This is a genomic window from Streptomyces sp. NPDC058257 (assembly GCF_042881845.1).
Taxonomy (GTDB): Bacteria; Actinomycetota; Actinomycetes; order Streptomycetales; family Streptomycetaceae; genus Streptomyces.
Map to the genome: position 1 here is coordinate 139,918 of NZ_JBHVXJ010000001.1, position 16,469 is coordinate 156,386.

Genomic DNA, 16,469 nt, shown 5'->3' on the forward strand with positions numbered 1-16,469 from the left:
ACAGCGCGCACCCCTACATACGACAGGAGGACCATGAAGCCCGCCCCCTTCGCCTATCACCGGGCCCGCGACCTCGACGGCGCCACGCGGCTGCTCGCCGAGCTCGGTGACGACGCCAAGGTCGTCGCCGGCGGCCAGAGCCTGGTCGCGATGATGAACTTCCGGCTCGCCCGGCCCCGGCACCTGGTCGACATAGCCGCTCTGCGGGAGCTCGACGGGGTGCGCATGGACGCGGCGGGCGGGCTGCGCATAGGGGCGCTCACCACCCACCACACGGTGGAGAGGGACTCGGCGGGGCGGATCGGGGCGGACTTCGGTGTGCTGCGTGATGCCATGCCGTGGATCGGGCATCTGCCGATCCGTACCCGTGGCACGGTCGGCGGCAGCATCGCGCACGCCGACGCCACCGCCGAGTGGTGCCTGCTCGCCCTCGCCCTTGACGCCGAGTTCGTGGTCCGCGGGCCGCGCGGCGAGCGCCGGATCGCGGCCGGGGACTTCTTCCTCGGCTACTACACCACCGCGATCGACTTCGACGAGATCCTCGTCGAAGTCGTCTTCCCGCGCCCCGCACCACATGCCGCGCTCACCGAATTCGCGGAGCGGCAGGGGGACTTCGCGCTCGTCTCCGCGGTCGTGGACCTCGACGTCGCGGGCGGTGCGGTACGCGGCGGGCGCGTGGCGCTCGGCGGAGTCGCCGCCGCCGTGGTCCGCGCGGCGGAGGCGGAGGCGGTCCTCGCGGACGGCGGCTCGTTCGCCCAGTGCGCGGCCGCGGCGGCGGACGCGGTCGATCCCCCGGCCGACGCGTCCGGCAGCACGCACTACCGAAAGCAGCTCGTCCGCACGCTGGTCCTGCGTGCCTGTGAGGAGGCGAAGGCCCGATGAACACAGCAGGAGAAGAAGGCCGGTTGGTCGGCAGGTCCGTGGCGCGGCGCGAGGACCCCCGGCTCCTCACCGGGCGTGGCCGGTTCGTCGACGACATCGCGCTGCCGGGCATGCTGCACGCCCAGTTCGTCCGCAGCACGGTCGCGCACGGCGAGATCACGTCGATCGACCTGACGGCGGTACGTGATGTGCCGGGCGTCGTCGCGGCCTTCACGGCCGACGATCTGGAGCTGACCGACATCACCGCCCAGCTCGGCCGCCCGCTCTCGGAGTTCGTGCCGACCGCGATGCCCGTCCTGGCCCGCGACCGGGTCCGCTATGTCGGAGAGCCCGTCGCGATCGTCGTGGCGCGGAACGCGTACGCGGCGGAGGACGGTCTGGAAGCGGCCAAGGTGAGCTACGCGCCCCTGCCCCCGGTCACCTCGGAAGAGGCGGCCCTCGCACCCGACGCGCCTCTCGTCCACGAAGAGGCGGCGCACAACACCCTCGTGGACGTCTCGCTCTTCGCCACCGACGGCATCGACGAGATCTTCGACTCCGCCGCCTGCGTCGTCGACGTCACGTCACGGACCGGTCGGCAGAACGCACTCCCCCTGGAGACGCGCGGCGTCGTCGCCCACTTCGACGATCGCGAGGAACAGCTCGTCCTGCAGACCTGCACTCAAGTCCCACACCAGGTAAGGACGGTGGCGTCCCGCTGTCTGCGCCTCGACGAACGGGCGGTGCGGGTCGTGGTGCCCGACATGGGCGGCGGCTTCGGCCAGAAGTGTGTCGTCGGGCGCGAGGAGATCGCCGCCGCGGCGGCCGCACTGCGCCTTCGCAGGCCGGTGAAGTGGATCGAGGACCGCAAGGACGCCCTGTCCGCGTCCTTCCTCGCCCGCGAACAGCGCTACGACGTGCGCGCCGCCTTCGACGAGCAGGGCAGGATCCTGGGCCTGGACGCCGATGTGGTGTGCGACATGGGCGCCTACTCCTGCTATCCGTTCACGGCGGGCATCGAGCCGCTGATGGCGTCGGCCGAGATGCCCGGCGTCTACAGAGTGCCCGCCTACCGGGTGCGTGGCCGCGCGGTCACCACCAACAAGGCGCCCACCGCCCCATATCGGGGGGTGAGCCGTCCGCAGTACGTGATGGTGGTGGAGCGGCTCTTCGAGCGGGCCGCCCGTGAACTGGGCCTGGACGCCGTGGAGATCCGCCGCCGCAACGTCATCACCGAGTTCCCGTACACGGGCGTCAACGGCATCACGTACGACCCGGGCTCCTATCTGGAGTCACTGAACCTGTGCGAGCGATTGGTCAAGGACGAGGGCTGGTACGAGAAGCGCTCACAGGCGGCGGCGCGAGGGCGGCACATCGGCATCGGCTACTCCTGCTTCAGCGAGCGCACCGGCTACGGCTCCAAGGCCTTCGCCCAGCGCAAGATGCGGGTCGTCCCCGGCTTCGACATCTCCGAGGTCCGGATGGACACCAGCGGCGCGGTGACCGTCACCACCGGCACGATGAGCCACGGGCAGAGCCACGAGACGACGATGGCACAGATCGTCGCCGACGAACTCGGCCTGGACATCTCCAAGGTGAAGCTCCATCAGGGCGACACCGAGCGCGTCACCTACGGCTGGGGCACCTTCGCGAGCCGCTCCATCACGGTGGGCGGCAGCGCGGTACGGCTCGCGGCGGCGAAGCTCGGAGAGAAGCTGTGCCGGATCGCCGCGGCGCGCTGGGAGGTCGCCCCCGACGACGTGGAGCTCGGGGTGGGGGCGGTACGGCGCCGCGACGGCACGAGCCTCACCTACGAGGAACTGGCCGATGTCGCCTACCTCCAGGCGCACTTGCTGCCCAAGGACATCGAGCCGGGCCTGAGCGCCACCGCCACCTTCGACGTCTTCAACGACGGAACCTTCTCGAACGCCACCCACGGCGTGGTCGTCGAGCTCCACGAAGGCACGGGGCGGGTGGAGATCCTTCGGTACATCTGCGTCGAGGACTGCGGGGTGGCGATCAACCCGCAGGTCGTGGAGGGGCAGTGCCGGGGCGGCATAGCGCAGGGCATCGCGGGCGCGCTCTTCGAGCAGGTGACGTACGACGCCCAGGGCGAACCGTCGGCGACCAGCTTCATGGACTACAAGGTGCCCACCGCACACGAGATCCCCGACGTCCTCATCCATCACCTGGAGACGCCGTGCGCGTTCACGGAGACCGGCGCGAAGGGCGCGGGCGAGGGCGGCACCATCGGGGCGCCGGCCGCCGTGCTCAACGCCGTCAATGACGCACTGCTGCCCACCGGCGTCGAGCTCGACCACACCCCCATCACCCCGGAGACCGTGCACCGCGCCCTGAACCTGGAGCTCTCCTCATGACCGACACCGGCAACCTGGCCGCCACCGGCGACGCCACCGACGTCGTGCTGCTCACGCTCGACGTCAACGGGGAACGGCACGAAGTGATCACCGAGCCCCGCCGCACCCTGGTGGACGTGCTCCGGCACGATCTGCGCCTGACCGGCACCCACGTCGGCTGCGAGCACGGCATCTGCGGCGCCTGCACGATCCTGGTCGACGACCGGCCCCTGCGCGCGTGTCTGATGTTCGCGGCGCAGGCCGAGGGCGCTCGGATCCGTACCGTCGAGTCACTCTCGGACGGGGCCGAACTGAGCGATCTGCAAAGGTCGTTCAGCGAGCACCATGGCTTGCAGTGCGGCTTCTGCACCCCCGGTTTCCTGATGCTCGCCGAGGGTTTCCTCGCCGAGCGGCCCGAGGCGACCAAGGACGAGATCCGCGAGGTCGTCGCCTCCAACCTCTGCCGGTGTACCGGCTACCAGACCATCGTCGAGGCGATCGACGGGTGCGCCGTCGCCCGGCGCTGCCCCAAGGAGTCCTGATGCAACTCACCAACTCGGTCCCGGTCAAGGCCTCGCCGGACGAGGTCTTCGCCCTGATGAACGACGTCGAGCGGGTCGCCTCGTGCATGCCGGGCGCGGCGTTGGAAGGGCGCGAATCGGACGCCTGGCAGGGCTCCGTGAAGATCAAGGTCGGTCCGATCAGCGCCGCGTACGCCGGTACGGTCCGCTTCCTGGAGGTCGACCCGCGGGCGCGGCGGCTGCGGGTCCAGGCGCGCGGGGCCGACACCCACGGGAGCGGTGACGCGGAGGCCGAGGTCGCGCTCGAAGTGCTCGCGGCGCCGGAGGGCGCGCTGCTCCAGATCTCCACGGATCTGGTGATACGCGGCAAGATCGCGCAGTTCGGGAAGGGCGCCATCGCGACAGTGTCCGACCGGATCCTGCAGCAGTTCGCGCAGAATCTGGGGAGCCTGCTCGATCAGGACCGGACACCGACACCGCCCGCTTCCTCTTCCGGATCTTCCGGCTCTTCCACCTCTTCCGGCCTTCCCTCCACGGCTCCCCGGGCCACCCGCCCCGCGCCCGCCCCGGCGGAGGCCGAACTCGACGGCCTCTCCATGCTGCTCGGTCCGGCCGCCGCCAAGTACGGCGTCGCCGCCGGCGCCTTCGCCTTCGGCCTCTTCGAGGGCTGGCTGCTCGGCCGGCTCGGTTCCCAGGCACGGGAGCTGCGCGCGCTGAGGAGGGCATCGTGAACTACGGCCAGGAGACGGAACGTACCTACGAACGGGCCGGATTCGGCTCCCCCGTGCGCAGAGGCAGCCGCCCCGCGATCCTCGTCGTCGACCTGACACGCGGCTTCACCGAGGACGGGTTCCCCTCGGGGGCGGATCTGACCGATGTGGTGGGCGCGGTGGGCGAGTTGATCGGGAGCGGGCGCCCAGCCGGAGTGCCCGTCGTCTTCACCGCGATCTCCTACACACCCGCCGAGGCGGCGGGCGACGCCGTCACCTGGCTGCAGAAGGCACAGGGCATGCGATCGCTCGTCGAGGGCGGCGAGGAGGTCGCGCTCGACCCCCGACTCTCCCGCGAACCAAAGGACTTGCTGGTTCTGAAGAAGGGCGCTTCGGCCTTCTTCGGGACCTCGCTGGCCGCCCTGCTCACCGGTCTTGGCTGCGACACGGTCCTGGTGTGCGGGGCGACGACGAGCGGCTGTGTGCGGGCGAGCGCGGTCGACGCCGTGCAGAGCGGGTTCTCGGTGCTCGTGCCGCGCGCGTGCGTCGGCGACCGCGCCGAGGGACCGCACGAGGCGAGCCTCTTCGACATCCAGGCCAAGTACGGCGATGTCATCGAACTCGAAGAAGCAGTCGACTACCTCGGCAGCCTCACGCACGCAAGGAGGACCGCATGACCCCGCCCGACCGCTGTCTGGCACAGTCCGCCCTGGCCGACCTGGCCGATGTCCCCGCCACCAGCCGCTGGGTCCGCTCGGGCGCCACACGGCTTCACCTCCTCGACTACGGCGGCCCCGGCACCCCGCTCCTCGTCCTGCCCGGCATCACGAGCCCCGCCGTCACGATGGACTTCGTTGCGCGCGAACTGACGGATCTCGTACGCCCGTTGGTCCTTGACGTCCGGGGGCGCGGGCTCTCCGACGGCGGCGGCTCCTACTCACTGGAGGAGTACGCCGAGGACGTCGAAGCCGTCGTCACGGGGCTCGGCCTCGACCGTCCGATCCTGTTCGGGCACTCCATGGGCGCGCGCATCGCGGCGGTGACGGCGGTCCGGAGCAAGGTGGCGCTGCGCGGCACGGTGCTCGGGGACCCGCCGATGAGCGGCCCCGGACGCGGGCCCTACCCCACGCCCCTGGATGCCTTCCTCGACCAGTTGTCGCAGGCCACGCGCGGTACCGACGCGGACGAGGTGGCCCTGTCCTGGCCGCGCTGGCCGCGCGGGGAGCAGGAGCTGCGTGCCCGCTGGCTGGCCAGCTGCGACGCGTCGGCGATCGCCGCCACGCACCGCGGCTTCGAGACGGAGGACTTCTTCGACTGGTGGCCCTCGGTGCCGGGACCGACGGCGCTCCTGTACGGCGCGGACAGCCCCGTCGTCACCGCGGCGGGCGCCGCCGAGGCCGCGCGGCTGCACCCGTCTGCCGTTCTCGGCAGCATCCCGGACGCGGGTCACATGCTGTTCTGGGACAGCGGACGCGCTGCCCTCACCGCCCTGCGCGAGGCGCTGCGTCCGATGCTGACCTGACCGTCCGAGCCGATCAATCCCCGTGCTTAAGTGGGCCCCATGGCTGACGAAACCTCCACCACCACGGCTACGACGTCAGGGCCGCCCGGGCCGCCCGCCGCCCTCACCGCCGCTCCCGGATACCAGGTCCGGCGCCTCTACCAGGCGTATCTCGCGGTCTGGATCCGTGCGGTGGACCCGACGCTCACCGGACCGCAGTTCGCCGTGCTGCAGGCCGTGGAAGCCTCGCCCGGCCGCGACCAGCGGTCGATGGCGTCGGCGGTGGCCCTGGACACGTCGACGATGGCGGACGTGGCACGCCGCCTGGAGAACCGGGGTCTGCTGCTGCGCAGGACGGCGGCCGACGACGGCCGCCGCAAGCTGCTCTATCTGACCGAGGAGGGTGAGCGCACCCTCCACGATTCCAACCGTCGCGCCCGTGACCTCGACGAGCGGCTCCTCGAGCCGTTCGACGGCGAGCAGCGCGAAGAAGTCATGCACCTCCTCACGTCCCTCGCCGATCACTGGGAGGGGCTGAGCGAGGACTCGTAGCCGTACGCATCGCCGTACGAGAACATCCGGAGGATCCCGTGGCAGTGACCGCGACGACAGCGACCGACCACCACATCGGCATGATCGTGCCCAGCTCCAATCTGACGATGGAGACGGAGCTGCCGCGCATGCTGCGCGACCGCGAGTCCGTGGCCCCGCAGGACCGGTTCGTCTTCCACAGCAGCCGGATGCGGATGAAGCACGTGACGCCCGAGCAGCTGAAGGCCATGAACGCGCAGACCGAGCGGGCCGCGCTCGAACTCGCCGACGCCAGGCCGGACGTGGTCGCCACCGCCTGCCTCGTCGCGATCATGGCGCAGGGTCCTGGACACCACTGCACGGCGGAGGACGAGATCACCGCCGCCCTGCGCTCCGAGGGCGCGCAGGCGCCGGTGATCTCCAGCGCGGGCGCCCTGCTCGACGGCATCAAGGCGCTCGGCGCGGCACGGGTCGCGATCATCACCCCGTACATGAAGCCGCTCACCCAGTTGGTCGTCGACTACATCGAGGATGCCGGGATCGAGGTCGTGGACGCGCTCAGCCTGGAGGTGCCGGACAATCTGGCGGTCGCCCGGCTCGACCCCGCCGACCTGCGCGACCACTGGCGGCGGGTGGACCTGAGCCGCGCCGACGCGCTCGTCCTCTCGGCGTGTGTGCAGATGCCTTCGCTCGCGTCGATCCAGGCGGTGGAGGACGCGGCGGGCCTTCCCGTCCTGTCGGCGGCCACCGCGACGGCGTACCGCGTCCTGACCGAGCTGGGACTTCCGCCGCAGGTGCCGGGCGCGGGCAGTCTGCTCCAGGACCCGAGTGGTTCTTGAGCCCGGGGGGCCGAGCGGGCACGATGAACGGACGTACGCGAAGTCCGTCTGAACGCCAGTGCCACCCCTGGGAGTTGACGCATGACCGCGATTCCGCCGCCCTCCACCCACCCGATCGACACCAGCAAGGCACACCCCGCCCGGGTCTACGACTGGTACCTGGGCGGTAAGGACAACTACCCGGTGGACGAGGAGCTCGGGCTTCAGATCGTGTCGCTCGAACCGCAGGCCAAGTACTGTGCGCAGCACAACCGTTGGTTCATGCAGCGCGCCACGCGCCACTTGGCCAAAGAGGCCGGAATACGCCAGTTCCTGGACATCGGCGCCGGGATCCCCACCGAGCCGAACCTCCATCGCATCGCCCAGTCGGCCACCCCCGAGGCACGCGTCGTCTACGTGGACAACGATCCGACGGTGCTCGCACACGCGGAGACGCTGCTGCGCGGGACGGCCGAGGGGGCGACGGAGTTCCTCCAGGCGGACGCGCGCGAGCCGGACAAGATCCTCGAACAGGCGGAGGGCGTACTGGACTTCACGCAGCCGATCGCCCTTTCGCTGATCGCGCTGCTGCACTTCATCAGCGATGACGACGGTGCGTACGACGTCGTGGAGGAGCTCGTGGCCGCCCTCGCTCCCGGCAGCCACCTGGTCCTGTCCCAGATCTCCGCCGACTTCGATCCGGAGCGGACGCGGCAGGCGGTGGAGATGTACAAGGCGGGGGGCGTCACGCTCGCGCCACGCGCGCGGGCCGAGGTGGAGCGGTTCTTCGAGGGCCTTGAGCTCCTTGACCCCGGCATCGTGTGGGCGCCGGACTGGCGTCAGGAGCTCGGCGTCGACGAGGTCAGGGACGGGACATCGGTGCCGATGTACGCGGGGGTGGCGCGCAAGCCGTAGCAGGTGGTGATCGGGATGCCGGAAATCGCCCTGTGCCCGGCGAGTTGACGGCAGGCTGAGCTCGGGCCCCCGGCAACGGTGCCGCACCCATGGGGCAGGATGACGCTCGCGCCGGACACGAACATACGTCCGGTGCGCCCGTACGACCTGGAGAAGGAACTGATGGAGCGAGCCCTCACATGGCACGACCTGATCACCGCCGGTATCGCGGTGGCCGTTGGCATCGCGGCGGGTCTGCTGCTGCGCATGATCCTGCGGTGGCTGGGCGAACGGGCCAGCAGGACCCGGTGGAGCGGCGATGACGTCATCGTCGACGCCGTGCGCACCCTGGTGCCCTGCGCGGCGATAACCGCGGGCGCGGCCGTCGCCGCGGCCGCTCTGCCGCTCACCCCCAGGACCGGCCGCAACGTCTCGATGACGCTGACCGCCCTGCTCGTCCTTGCCGGGACCCTGACGGCGGCCCGCGTGGTCACCACCCTGGTGAAGTCCGTCGCGCAGTCCCGGTCGGGCGTCGCGGGGTCGGCGACGATCTTCGTCAACATCACCCGCGTGGTCGTCCTCGCGATGGGCTTCCTCGTCGTCCTGCAGACCCTCGGCGTCTCCATCGCCCCGCTGCTCACGGCCCTCGGCGTCGGCGGCCTCGCGGTCGCCCTGGCCCTGCAGGACACCCTGGCCAACCTCTTCGCGGGCGTGCACATCCTGGCGGCCAAGACGGTGCAGCCGGGCGACTACATCAAGCTCAGCAGCGGCGAGGAGGGCTACGTCGTCGACATCAACTGGCGCAACACGGTGGTGCGTCAGCTGTCGAACAACCTCGTCATCATCCCCAACGCCCAGCTCGCGGGCACGAACATGACCAACTTCAGCCGCCCCGAGCAGGACCTGTCGATCATGGTCCAGGTCGGCGTCAGCTACGACAGCGACCTGGAGCAGGTCGAGCGCGTCACGACCGAGGTCGTGGAGAACGTCATGAGGGATGTGGACGGCGCCCTTCCCGAGCACGAACCGGCCGTGCGCTTCCACACGTTCGGCGATTCCAGGATCAGCTTCACGGTGATCCTGGGCGTCGGCGAGTTCAGCGACCAATACCGCATCAAGCACGAGTTCATCAAGCAGCTCCACCAGCGCTACCGCGCCGAGGGCATCAGGGTGCCCGCCCCGGTCAGGACGGTGAACGTGCAGCAGGGCGAGCTGCCGCCGGGCTTGATCCCGCATCAGCGTGAGGCCGTCGTACCGACCAAGTCGGTGCCGTAGCGGACCGCGCCCCGGCACCGACGGGATGACTTCGTCGAGGACGGACTCGACGGCGGCCGGGTCGTGGGCGAAACGGCCCAGGAAGAGGCCGCCGACGTCCTGGCCGAGCCGGGTGAGCAGGCCGGGGCCCGCGCTGCCGCCGTAGATGACCGTCAGCGGCACCCTGTGCGAGCACGGCGCGGTCCTCGACGCGATCCGCGCGGGCGACCCCGAAGCCGCGGACCGGGCGATGGCGGAGCACATGCGGGTTCCGGCGAACCCTGGCGGCCACGGACACCGGCGACCGGGCCGCCCTCGACAAATACCATAAGCAACCGCTTAGTATCGGGAGTGCGGGGCTTCCTGCCCCGGGATCGGTACCGCCGTCACCGCATGGAGAATCCGCATGGCATCCCTGCTCCTTTCCCGCCGCGACCTCGAGTTCCTGCTGTACGAGTGGCTCGACGTGCCCGCGCTCACCGGCAGGGAGCGGTACGCGGACCACTCCCGCGAGACCTTCGACGCCGCCCTCGAACTGAGCGAACAGATCGCCACGCGCCACTTCGCCCCGCACAACAAGAAGAACGACGCCCAGGAGCCCACCTTCGACGGGGAGAAGGTGCACGTCATCCCCGAGGTGAAGGAGGCGCTCCGGGTCTTCGGGGAATCGGGGCTCCTGGCCGGCGCCATGGATCACGAGATCGGCGGCGGCCAGCTGCCGTCCGTGGTGGCGCAGGCCTGTTTCGCGTGGTTCCAGGCGGCGAACGTCGGCACGGCCGCGTACCCCTTCCTGACCATGGGCAACGCCAATCTGCTCCTCGCGCACGCTTCGGAGGAGCAGATCGACACCTTCGTACGCCCCATGGTGGAGGGCCGTTTCCTGGGCACGATGTGCCTGTCGGAGCCGCAGGCGGGTTCGTCGCTCGCCGATGTGCGGACGCGGGCCGAGGCGCGCCAGGACGGGACCTACCGCCTCTTCGGGAACAAGATGTGGATCTCCGGCGGCGAGCACGAGCTCTCGGAGAACATCGTGCATCTGGTGCTCGCGCGCATCCCCGGCGGCCCGCCCGGCGTGAAGGGGCTCTCGCTGTTCATCGTGCCCAAGGTCCTGGTCGGCGAGGACGGTGCGCTCGGCGAGCGCAATGACGTCGTGCTCGCGGGCCTCAACCACAAGATGGGCTACCGAGGGACCACGAACACCCTGCTGAACTTCGGCGAGGGCGTCCACAGGCCCGGCGGCGAGCCCGGCGCGGTCGGCCATCTCGTCGGGGAGGCGAACCGCGGCCTGGCGTACATGTTCCACATGATGAACGAGGCCCGGATCGGCGTGGGCCTGAGCGCCACCGCGCTCGGCTACACCGGCTATCTGCACGCCCTGGACTACGCGCGCACCCGCCCGCAGGGCCGCCCCGTCACCGCCAAGGACCCGGCCTCACCACAGATCCCGATCATCGAGCACGCCGACGTACGCAGGATGCTCCTCGCCCAGAAGGCGTACGTGGAGGGCGCGCTCGCACTCAATCTGTACTGCGGGCGGCTGCTCGACGAGCAGAACACCGGCACCTCGCCCGAGGAGCGCGACGAGGCCCGGCTGCTGCTCGACGTGCTGACGCCGATCGCCAAGAGCTGGCCATCGCAGTGGTGCCTGGTGGCCAACGACCTGGCGATCCAGGTGCACGGCGGCTACGGCTACACGCGTGAGTACAACGTCGAGCAGTTCTACCGCGACAACCGCCTCAACCCCATCCACGAGGGCACGCACGGCATCCACGGCCTGGATCTGCTCGGCCGCAAGGTCGTCATGAACGGCGGTGCGGGTCTCGCGCTGCTCGGCGAGCGCATCGCGAGGACGACCGCCCGCGCCGCCGCTGCGGGCGGCGTCGCACCCGGGTACGGGCGCGCGCTCGACGCGTCCGTGGCACGTGCGGTGGACGTGACCCGGCGGCTCTGGTCGACGGGCGACCCGCAGACGGCGCTCGCCAACGCCAGCGTCTACCTGGAAGCGGTCGGGCATGTGGTCGTCGCGTGGATGTGGCTGGAGCAGCTGCTCGCGGCGGAAGCGGGCACCGAGGACTTCCACGCGGGCAAGCGCGCCGCGTGCCGCTACTTCTTCCGCCATGAACTGCCCAAGACGGAGGCCCAGTTCACGCTCCTCGAAAGCCTGGACCGGACGGCCCTGGAGCTGCCCGAGAACGCCTTCTGACCCAGAAGTACAGAACCACTGAGCACACTGCCGCGAACATGCACCAGGTGGAGACGTACTCCCGCCGCCACAGCACCACGCACACCGCCGCCCCGACGGCGACCAGGACGCCGAAGAGGACCAGGCCCCGGTCGCCGGAGAGGAGCAGGGAGCCGATGGTGGCCAGGAGGTATCCGGCGACGATCAGCCCGGGCTGCGGCAGGCCGAACGCGTACCCGACCGTGTGGCCGTGGATCTCGGCCGTCACGGTGCGGGTCGCCAGGGAGTACGAGAGCGCCGCCGCCGTCGCGATGCCCACGGCGAGGGGGATCAGCAGGCGGCGGCGCGCGTTCGGCGGCGCCGCGCACAGCACCGCCACGGGCAGCCACAGCGCGAGCAGCGGCAGGGCGATCACGGCCCAGGCGGTGGTGGCGGGGCCGGTGCCGCCACCATCTCGCCAGACCTGGGACTCGATGATCTGGTGGGCGCCGAGAAGCAGCGGGAGCGCGGCGAGCGGCAGATCGCCCGGGCGGGCCCCGCGGGCCGCCCGGGTCACACACGCGACTCCGACCGCTGCGATGCCCGCGCCCGCCACGACATCGGCCGTCGCGCTCCAGCACATGGACCCCACGCTACGACCCCCGTCACCGGGGGGCGCGGCGAGGCGGGCCGCAGGGGTTACGCGGGACCGCGCGGGTCGGGCTCGATGTTCTGGTTGAGGCGGAACACGTTGTCCGGGTCGTACGCGGCCTTGACCTGGGCCAGGCGCGCGTAATTGTCGCGGTAGCTCGCCCGTACGCGGTCCTGCCCCTCGTCCATCATCATGTTCACGTAGGCGCCGCCCGCCGAGTACGGGTGCAGCGCGTCGAAGTAGTCGACCGTCCAGCGCTTGATGAGGTCGGCGTTGGACGAGGACGCGTCCACTCCCGCGAAGACGCTGGCCCAGCGGGCGCCGCGGTAGCTCCAGGCGGTGTCCGTGGGGCCGTGGTCGTGGGCGGCGCCGTCGATGGGGTAGAGGTGCATCGTCGACTTCATGGTCGGCAGCTCGGCGCCGAACTTGGCGTGCAGGTCGACGGCGTCGTCCGGGATGTCGTCGACGAAGTCCGCGCGCCAGTACCACTGGTCGCCGGGCGGATAGAGCCCGTCGAACATGGACTGGAGCACCGGGTGCGGCATCTCCCCCACGGCGTGCAGGAGCGGCTCTGGCAGCGCGTCGAGCAGGGGCGCCATCGCCTGGGCCGCCGCGTCGGCATCCTCGGTGGTGTGGCACCACACGACGCCGCAGACCTTGCGCAAGTGGGTGCTCTCGGGGAAGGGCGGGGCCGGGGGCACGGTGCCGAACATGAAGAAGCCGGTCGTCTCGCGGGGCGCACCCGGCAGGAAGTCACGGTAGGCGGCGAGGACTTCGGCCCCCTGCTCGACGGGCCAGAAGGTGGGGCCCGCGATGACCGTGCTCAGCTCGTGGAGCCGGAAGAGGAACGAGGTGACGACGCCGAAGTTGCCGCCGCCGCCGCGGATCGCCCAGAAGAGATCGGCGTTCTCCTCCTCGCTCGCCCGCACCTGACGGCCGTCGGCGAGGACGAGGTCGGCCCCCAGGAGGTTGTCGACACTGAGCCCGAACCTGCGGGTGAGGTGACCGAGGCCGCCACCGAGGGTCAGGCCGCCCACACCGGTCGAGGAGATGATGCCGCTGGGCGTGGCCAGGCCGTGCTCGTGCGTGGCACGGTCCACCTCGCCCCAGACGCAGCCGCCGCCGACCCGCACCGTGCGGGCCTGTGCGTCGACCTCGATCGCCTTGAGCGGTGAGAGGTCGGCGACCACACCGCCGTCGACGGTGCCCAGGCCCGCTCCGTGGTGGCCGCCGCCGCGGACAGCGAGCAGCAGGCCGTGCGCGCGGGCGAAGCCGATGACGCGGGACACGTCGTCGGCGTCGGTGCAGCGGGCGACGAGCGCGGGGCGCTTGTCGGCCATGGCGTTGTAGACGGCGCGCGCCTCGTCGTACCCGGCGTCCTCCGGGCCCTTCAACTCCCCTTTGAATCCCGCAAGTTCCCGGCGTGCTTCCTGTGCGGACGTCATGGACATGTACTCCCCCGTTGGATCGGTGCATCCGATGAGCCCGTTCTAGTGCCGCCCCCGGCGCTCCGATATCCGTGCCCACCACCCAGCTCACGTCCGGCCGTTGCCTACTTTTGGCTACTTCTCGCGGCCGATCTCGATGCCCAGCTGCGTGGAGCGGGCGGCGACCTCGCGCCGGGTGCGGGCGCCGAGCTTCTCCAGGACCGCGCGGACGTGGTTGTCGACCGTGCGTACGGACAGGACGAGCCGGCCCGCGATCTCGATGTTGGTCAGACCCTCCGCCAGGAGCCTGCCGACCTGGAGCTGGCGGCCGGTGAGGCCCGCCGGGTTGCGGCGGGTCGCCGCGTGCGGACCGCGCGGGATCCGGGCCACGCCCAGGGTGCGCAGTTCGTTGCGGACGATCCGGGCCAGGGGTTCGGCGCCCAGGGCGTCCAGGCCCGCGAGCGCGGTGAGCTTGTCCGCCGGGTCCGGGCTCTCCGCGAGGGCGGCCGCGTACTCGTAGGGGCAGCCCGCCGCCCGCCAGGCCTCGGCGGCCCGGCGCCACTGCCCGGCGGCCTGCAAGGCGTACGGATGACCGGAGTCGTCCGCGGGGACGGGCCGGCCCGCCCTGGCGAGCCAGTGACCGAGCTCCGCCCGGTACGGCGTCGCGGCCAGGTCCCGTGCCTGTACGTACAGGGGGCCGACGGCGTCGATCACGGCCGCGTGGTCACCGCGCAGCCAGGCGGCCTCCGCCCGTGCCGCGGCGACCGGGGCCGTGCGCTGGAGCTCCCGGGTCCGCGCGGCGACCTCCCGGGCCTGTCCGAGGAGTTCGTCGCCGCCCTCCGCGCCGCGCCGGATCCGCACCCGTGCGAGTACGGTCAGGGCGGGGCAGCGCGCGGGCGGGAACTCCTGCGCGTCACCGGACTCGGCGAGCTTCTCCGCCTCGCCCCAGTTGCCCGCGGCGAACTGCCGCAGGGCTAGCTCCACTTGGAGGTAGCGCAGGAACCCCAGGTGTTCCGTGCGGTCCGCGAACTCCATGGCGGGGGCCAGGAAGTGGTCCGCCTCCGTGAACCGCAGGTTCTCCAGGAGCGTCCAGATGACATTGGCGTAGGCGCGGCAGGCGTGCTCGGCCTCGTCCGCCTTCAGCGCGACCGCCAGGCTCTCCTCCAACTGCGGCCGGCCAAGGGGGTCGCCGCCGCGCCAGCGGGCGGTGCCCACGTTGTTCAGCGCGTGCGACAGGATCGCCGCGTCGCCCGTACGCCGGGCCAGGGTGATGGCGCGTTCGCCGTACCCGACGGCCTCGGCGTACCGGTCGGAGAGCATGCGGAGCTGAGAGGTGTTGCTGAGCGCGAGCGCCAGCAGCCGCTCGTCCCCGGCCTGTTCGAGTACGTCTATGGCTTCTCGGGCGGCTTCCTGTGCGGCGTCCGCGTCGCCCGCCCACCAGTGGATCCGCGAGAGCCAGCGCAGATCGGCGCCGAGCGCCCTCAAGTCCCCGAGGGAGCGGCGCAGAGCGACGGCTTCCAGCTGGGCGCCGACGGCGGCCGGGGAGTCGGCGATGGTGTAGCTCTCCACCGCGAACCTCTCAAGGAGGCCGGCCAGTTCGGCGCGGCCGTAGCGCTCGCGCCGGGACAGGACGAGCCGCAGCTGGGCGGCGGCCTCCCGGTGCGCGCCGGTGCGTGCGGCGTCCCTGGCCGCGTCGGGCCCGTAGCGCGCGATGGCGTCCTGGTCGCCCGCCTGGGCGGCGTGGTGGACGATGCGGGAGTAGTCGGCGCCGGGCTGCGCGACCAGGACGGCGAGCACCTTCCGGTTGAGCTCGATGCGCCGCGCCGCGGGCAGCGAGTCGGCGATGGCGCGCCGGATGATCTCGTGCCGGAACACCACTCGCTCGGGCGCCACGACGAGGAGCCCGCGCCGTTCAGCCGCGGTCAACTGACCCACTCCGTAAGGCAGTAGCGCGTCGGCCAGGGTGCGCTCGGTCGCCGACGGCACCACGGCGAGCTGTTCGAGCGCGTCGCGTGCGGAGTCGTCGAGGCCGCGAAGGCGGGCCAGGACGGCGTCGACCACGGTCGGGGGCACGTCTCCGGTGCCGCCCGCCGCGACGACCTCGGCGACGTAGAAGGGGTTGCCCGACGTCACGGCGTACACCTGCGCGGGATCGAGGCGGCTGGGCGCGCTCAGGGTGCGCACGGCGTTCCGGGACAGGCGGGACAGGGGCACGCGGTGCACGCGGGCCGCTCGCGACACCTGGCCCAGGAGGTGGCGCAGGGGGTGTTCGCGGCTCAACTCGTCGTCGCGGTAGGTCAGTACGAGGACGGCGGGCATGCGATCCATGCGGCGTACGAGGAACCGCAGCGCGTCGAGAGAGGCCTCGTCCGCCCAGTGCACGTCCTCTACGACGAGGACCGTCGGATGCGGCGTCTCGCCGAGCTCGGCCCGCAGCGCGTCGTACACCCGGTGCCGGTCGCCGCCCTCGGTCACCGCCTGCGCCAGCTCGGCCCCTACGCTGCCGACAAGGTCGCGGAACGGCCCGAGCGGGCGCCGCGTGGCAAGGTCGTCGCACTGCCCGACAAGCACCCTGGCCTGCGCGGACAGCACACTCGGCAGCGCGTTCACGAGGCTCGACTTGCCGATGCCCGCCTCACCGAAGACGAGCGCCACCGAACCCGCGCCGTCGGCCGCTTCCAGAGCGGCGGCGGTCAGTCGAACCAGCTCAAGATCCCGCTCGAGGATCCCCCCGTCCACGCGCCGGATTCTCCCATGCGACCGCGCGTTTCCGTCGCCCGCG

The 16,469-nt window shown here is 71.4% G+C and carries 14 protein-coding genes and 2 pseudogenes; 12 read left to right on the plus strand and 4 right to left on the minus strand.

From position 1 onward, the window contains the following. Window positions 1-33: 33 nt before the first annotated feature. The 10 genes from ACFVXC_RS00570 (at window position 34) to ACFVXC_RS00615 (ending at window position 9,468) form a co-directional block, all read left to right on the plus strand. Complete coding sequence (locus ACFVXC_RS00570) at window positions 34-882, plus strand: FAD binding domain-containing protein (protein ID WP_389900231.1); 849 nt, start codon at window positions 34-36, stop codon at window positions 880-882. Next, window positions 879-3,239, plus strand: a complete 2,361-nt coding sequence (locus ACFVXC_RS00575; RefSeq protein WP_389900232.1) for a xanthine dehydrogenase family protein molybdopterin-binding subunit — start codon at window positions 879-881, stop codon at window positions 3,237-3,239. The genes ACFVXC_RS00570 and ACFVXC_RS00575 overlap by 4 nt, the downstream gene beginning before the upstream one ends. After that, complete coding sequence (locus ACFVXC_RS00580; RefSeq protein ID WP_389900233.1) at window positions 3,236-3,760, plus strand: (2Fe-2S)-binding protein; 525 nt, start codon at window positions 3,236-3,238, stop codon at window positions 3,758-3,760. The genes ACFVXC_RS00575 and ACFVXC_RS00580 overlap by 4 nt, the downstream gene beginning before the upstream one ends. Beyond that, window positions 3,760-4,470: an SRPBCC family protein gene (locus tag ACFVXC_RS00585; RefSeq protein WP_389900234.1), complete on the plus strand. Its 711-nt coding sequence runs from the start codon at window positions 3,760-3,762 to the stop codon at window positions 4,468-4,470. Before ACFVXC_RS00580 ends, ACFVXC_RS00585 begins: the two co-directional genes overlap by 1 nt. Then, window positions 4,467-5,126, plus strand: a complete 660-nt coding sequence (locus tag ACFVXC_RS00590; RefSeq protein ID WP_389900235.1) for an isochorismatase family protein — start codon at window positions 4,467-4,469, stop codon at window positions 5,124-5,126. The genes ACFVXC_RS00585 and ACFVXC_RS00590 overlap by 4 nt, the downstream gene beginning before the upstream one ends. Then, window positions 5,123-5,971: an alpha/beta fold hydrolase gene (locus ACFVXC_RS00595; protein WP_389900236.1), complete on the plus strand. Its 849-nt coding sequence runs from the start codon at window positions 5,123-5,125 to the stop codon at window positions 5,969-5,971. Before ACFVXC_RS00590 ends, ACFVXC_RS00595 begins: the two co-directional genes overlap by 4 nt. Before the next feature lie 39 nt (window positions 5,972-6,010). After that, entirely contained in the window at window positions 6,011-6,502 is a 492-nt protein-coding gene (locus tag ACFVXC_RS00600; RefSeq protein WP_389900237.1) for a MarR family winged helix-turn-helix transcriptional regulator, read from the plus strand. A gap of 80 nt (window positions 6,503-6,582) precedes the next feature. Then, entirely contained in the window at window positions 6,583-7,320 is a 738-nt protein-coding gene (locus ACFVXC_RS00605) for an Asp/Glu racemase (protein WP_389901508.1), read from the plus strand. 81 nt (window positions 7,321-7,401) lie between these two features. Continuing rightward, window positions 7,402-8,214 carry an SAM-dependent methyltransferase gene (locus ACFVXC_RS00610; protein WP_389900238.1) on the plus strand — a complete coding sequence of 271 codons (813 nt, stop codon included), beginning with the start codon at window positions 7,402-7,404 and terminating at the stop codon, window positions 8,212-8,214. 162 nt (window positions 8,215-8,376) lie between these two features. Next, entirely contained in the window at window positions 8,377-9,468 is a 1,092-nt protein-coding gene (locus ACFVXC_RS00615) for a mechanosensitive ion channel family protein (RefSeq protein ID WP_389901509.1), read from the plus strand. Window positions 9,469-9,492: 24 nt separating this feature from the next. On the opposite strand, the pseudogene ACFVXC_RS00620 reads toward ACFVXC_RS00615, so the two are convergent. After that, window positions 9,493-9,621: pseudogene (locus ACFVXC_RS00620) on the minus strand (triosephosphate isomerase); the annotation flags it as partial. On the opposite strand from ACFVXC_RS00620, the pseudogene ACFVXC_RS00625 reads away from it, so the two are divergent. Both ACFVXC_RS00625 and ACFVXC_RS00630 read left to right on the plus strand, forming a co-directional pair. Further along, a pseudogene (locus tag ACFVXC_RS00625) lies at window positions 9,617-9,778 on the plus strand (FCD domain-containing protein); the annotation flags it as partial. The pseudogenes ACFVXC_RS00620 and ACFVXC_RS00625 sit on opposite strands and share 5 nt — an antisense overlap. A gap of 75 nt (window positions 9,779-9,853) precedes the next feature. Then, window positions 9,854-11,650 carry an acyl-CoA dehydrogenase gene (locus ACFVXC_RS00630; protein ID WP_389900239.1) on the plus strand — a complete coding sequence of 599 codons (1,797 nt, stop codon included), beginning with the start codon at window positions 9,854-9,856 and terminating at the stop codon, window positions 11,648-11,650. Here ACFVXC_RS00630 and ACFVXC_RS00635 read toward each other — a convergent pair. The 3 genes from ACFVXC_RS00635 to ACFVXC_RS00645 all read right to left on the minus strand — a co-directional run bounded on the left by ACFVXC_RS00635 (window position 11,592) and on the right by ACFVXC_RS00645 (window position 16,426). Continuing rightward, entirely contained in the window at window positions 11,592-12,251 is a 660-nt protein-coding gene (locus ACFVXC_RS00635; RefSeq protein ID WP_389900240.1) for a DUF6629 family protein, read from the minus strand. The genes ACFVXC_RS00630 and ACFVXC_RS00635 overlap by 59 nt on opposite strands. A 56-nt stretch (window positions 12,252-12,307) precedes the next feature. Next, a complete protein-coding gene (locus tag ACFVXC_RS00640; RefSeq protein WP_389900241.1) occupies window positions 12,308-13,711 on the minus strand; it encodes an FAD-binding oxidoreductase in 1,404 nt (467 codons plus the stop codon). Between the two features lie 111 nt (window positions 13,712-13,822). Next, window positions 13,823-16,426 carry an AAA family ATPase gene (locus ACFVXC_RS00645; protein WP_389900242.1) on the minus strand — a complete coding sequence of 868 codons (2,604 nt, stop codon included), beginning with the start codon at window positions 16,424-16,426 and terminating at the stop codon, window positions 13,823-13,825. Window positions 16,427-16,469: the final 43 nt, after the last annotated feature.

Bases quoted from the DNA above. Each gene is read 5' to 3' on its own strand.
- ACFVXC_RS00570 (WP_389900231.1), top strand. From the start codon at position 34: ATGAAGCCCGCCCCCTTCGCCTATCACCGGGCCCGCGACCTCGACGGC.
- ACFVXC_RS00575 (WP_389900232.1), top strand. From the start codon at position 879: ATGAACACAGCAGGAGAAGAAGGCCGGTTGGTCGGCAGGTCCGTGGCG.
- ACFVXC_RS00580 (WP_389900233.1), top strand. From the start codon at position 3,236: ATGACCGACACCGGCAACCTGGCCGCCACCGGCGACGCCACCGACGTC.
- ACFVXC_RS00585 (WP_389900234.1), top strand. From the start codon at position 3,760: ATGCAACTCACCAACTCGGTCCCGGTCAAGGCCTCGCCGGACGAGGTC.
- ACFVXC_RS00595 (WP_389900236.1), top strand. From the start codon at position 5,123: ATGACCCCGCCCGACCGCTGTCTGGCACAGTCCGCCCTGGCCGACCTG.
- ACFVXC_RS00600 (WP_389900237.1), top strand. From the start codon at position 6,011: ATGGCTGACGAAACCTCCACCACCACGGCTACGACGTCAGGGCCGCCC.
- ACFVXC_RS00605 (WP_389901508.1), top strand. From the start codon at position 6,583: ATGATCGTGCCCAGCTCCAATCTGACGATGGAGACGGAGCTGCCGCGC.
- ACFVXC_RS00610 (WP_389900238.1), top strand. From the start codon at position 7,402: ATGACCGCGATTCCGCCGCCCTCCACCCACCCGATCGACACCAGCAAG.
- ACFVXC_RS00615 (WP_389901509.1), top strand. From the start codon at position 8,377: ATGGAGCGAGCCCTCACATGGCACGACCTGATCACCGCCGGTATCGCG.
- ACFVXC_RS00630 (WP_389900239.1), top strand. From the start codon at position 9,854: ATGGCATCCCTGCTCCTTTCCCGCCGCGACCTCGAGTTCCTGCTGTAC.
- ACFVXC_RS00635 (WP_389900240.1), bottom strand. From the start codon at position 12,251: ATGTGCTGGAGCGCGACGGCCGATGTCGTGGCGGGCGCGGGCATCGCA.
- ACFVXC_RS00640 (WP_389900241.1), bottom strand. From the start codon at position 13,711: ATGTCCATGACGTCCGCACAGGAAGCACGCCGGGAACTTGCGGGATTC.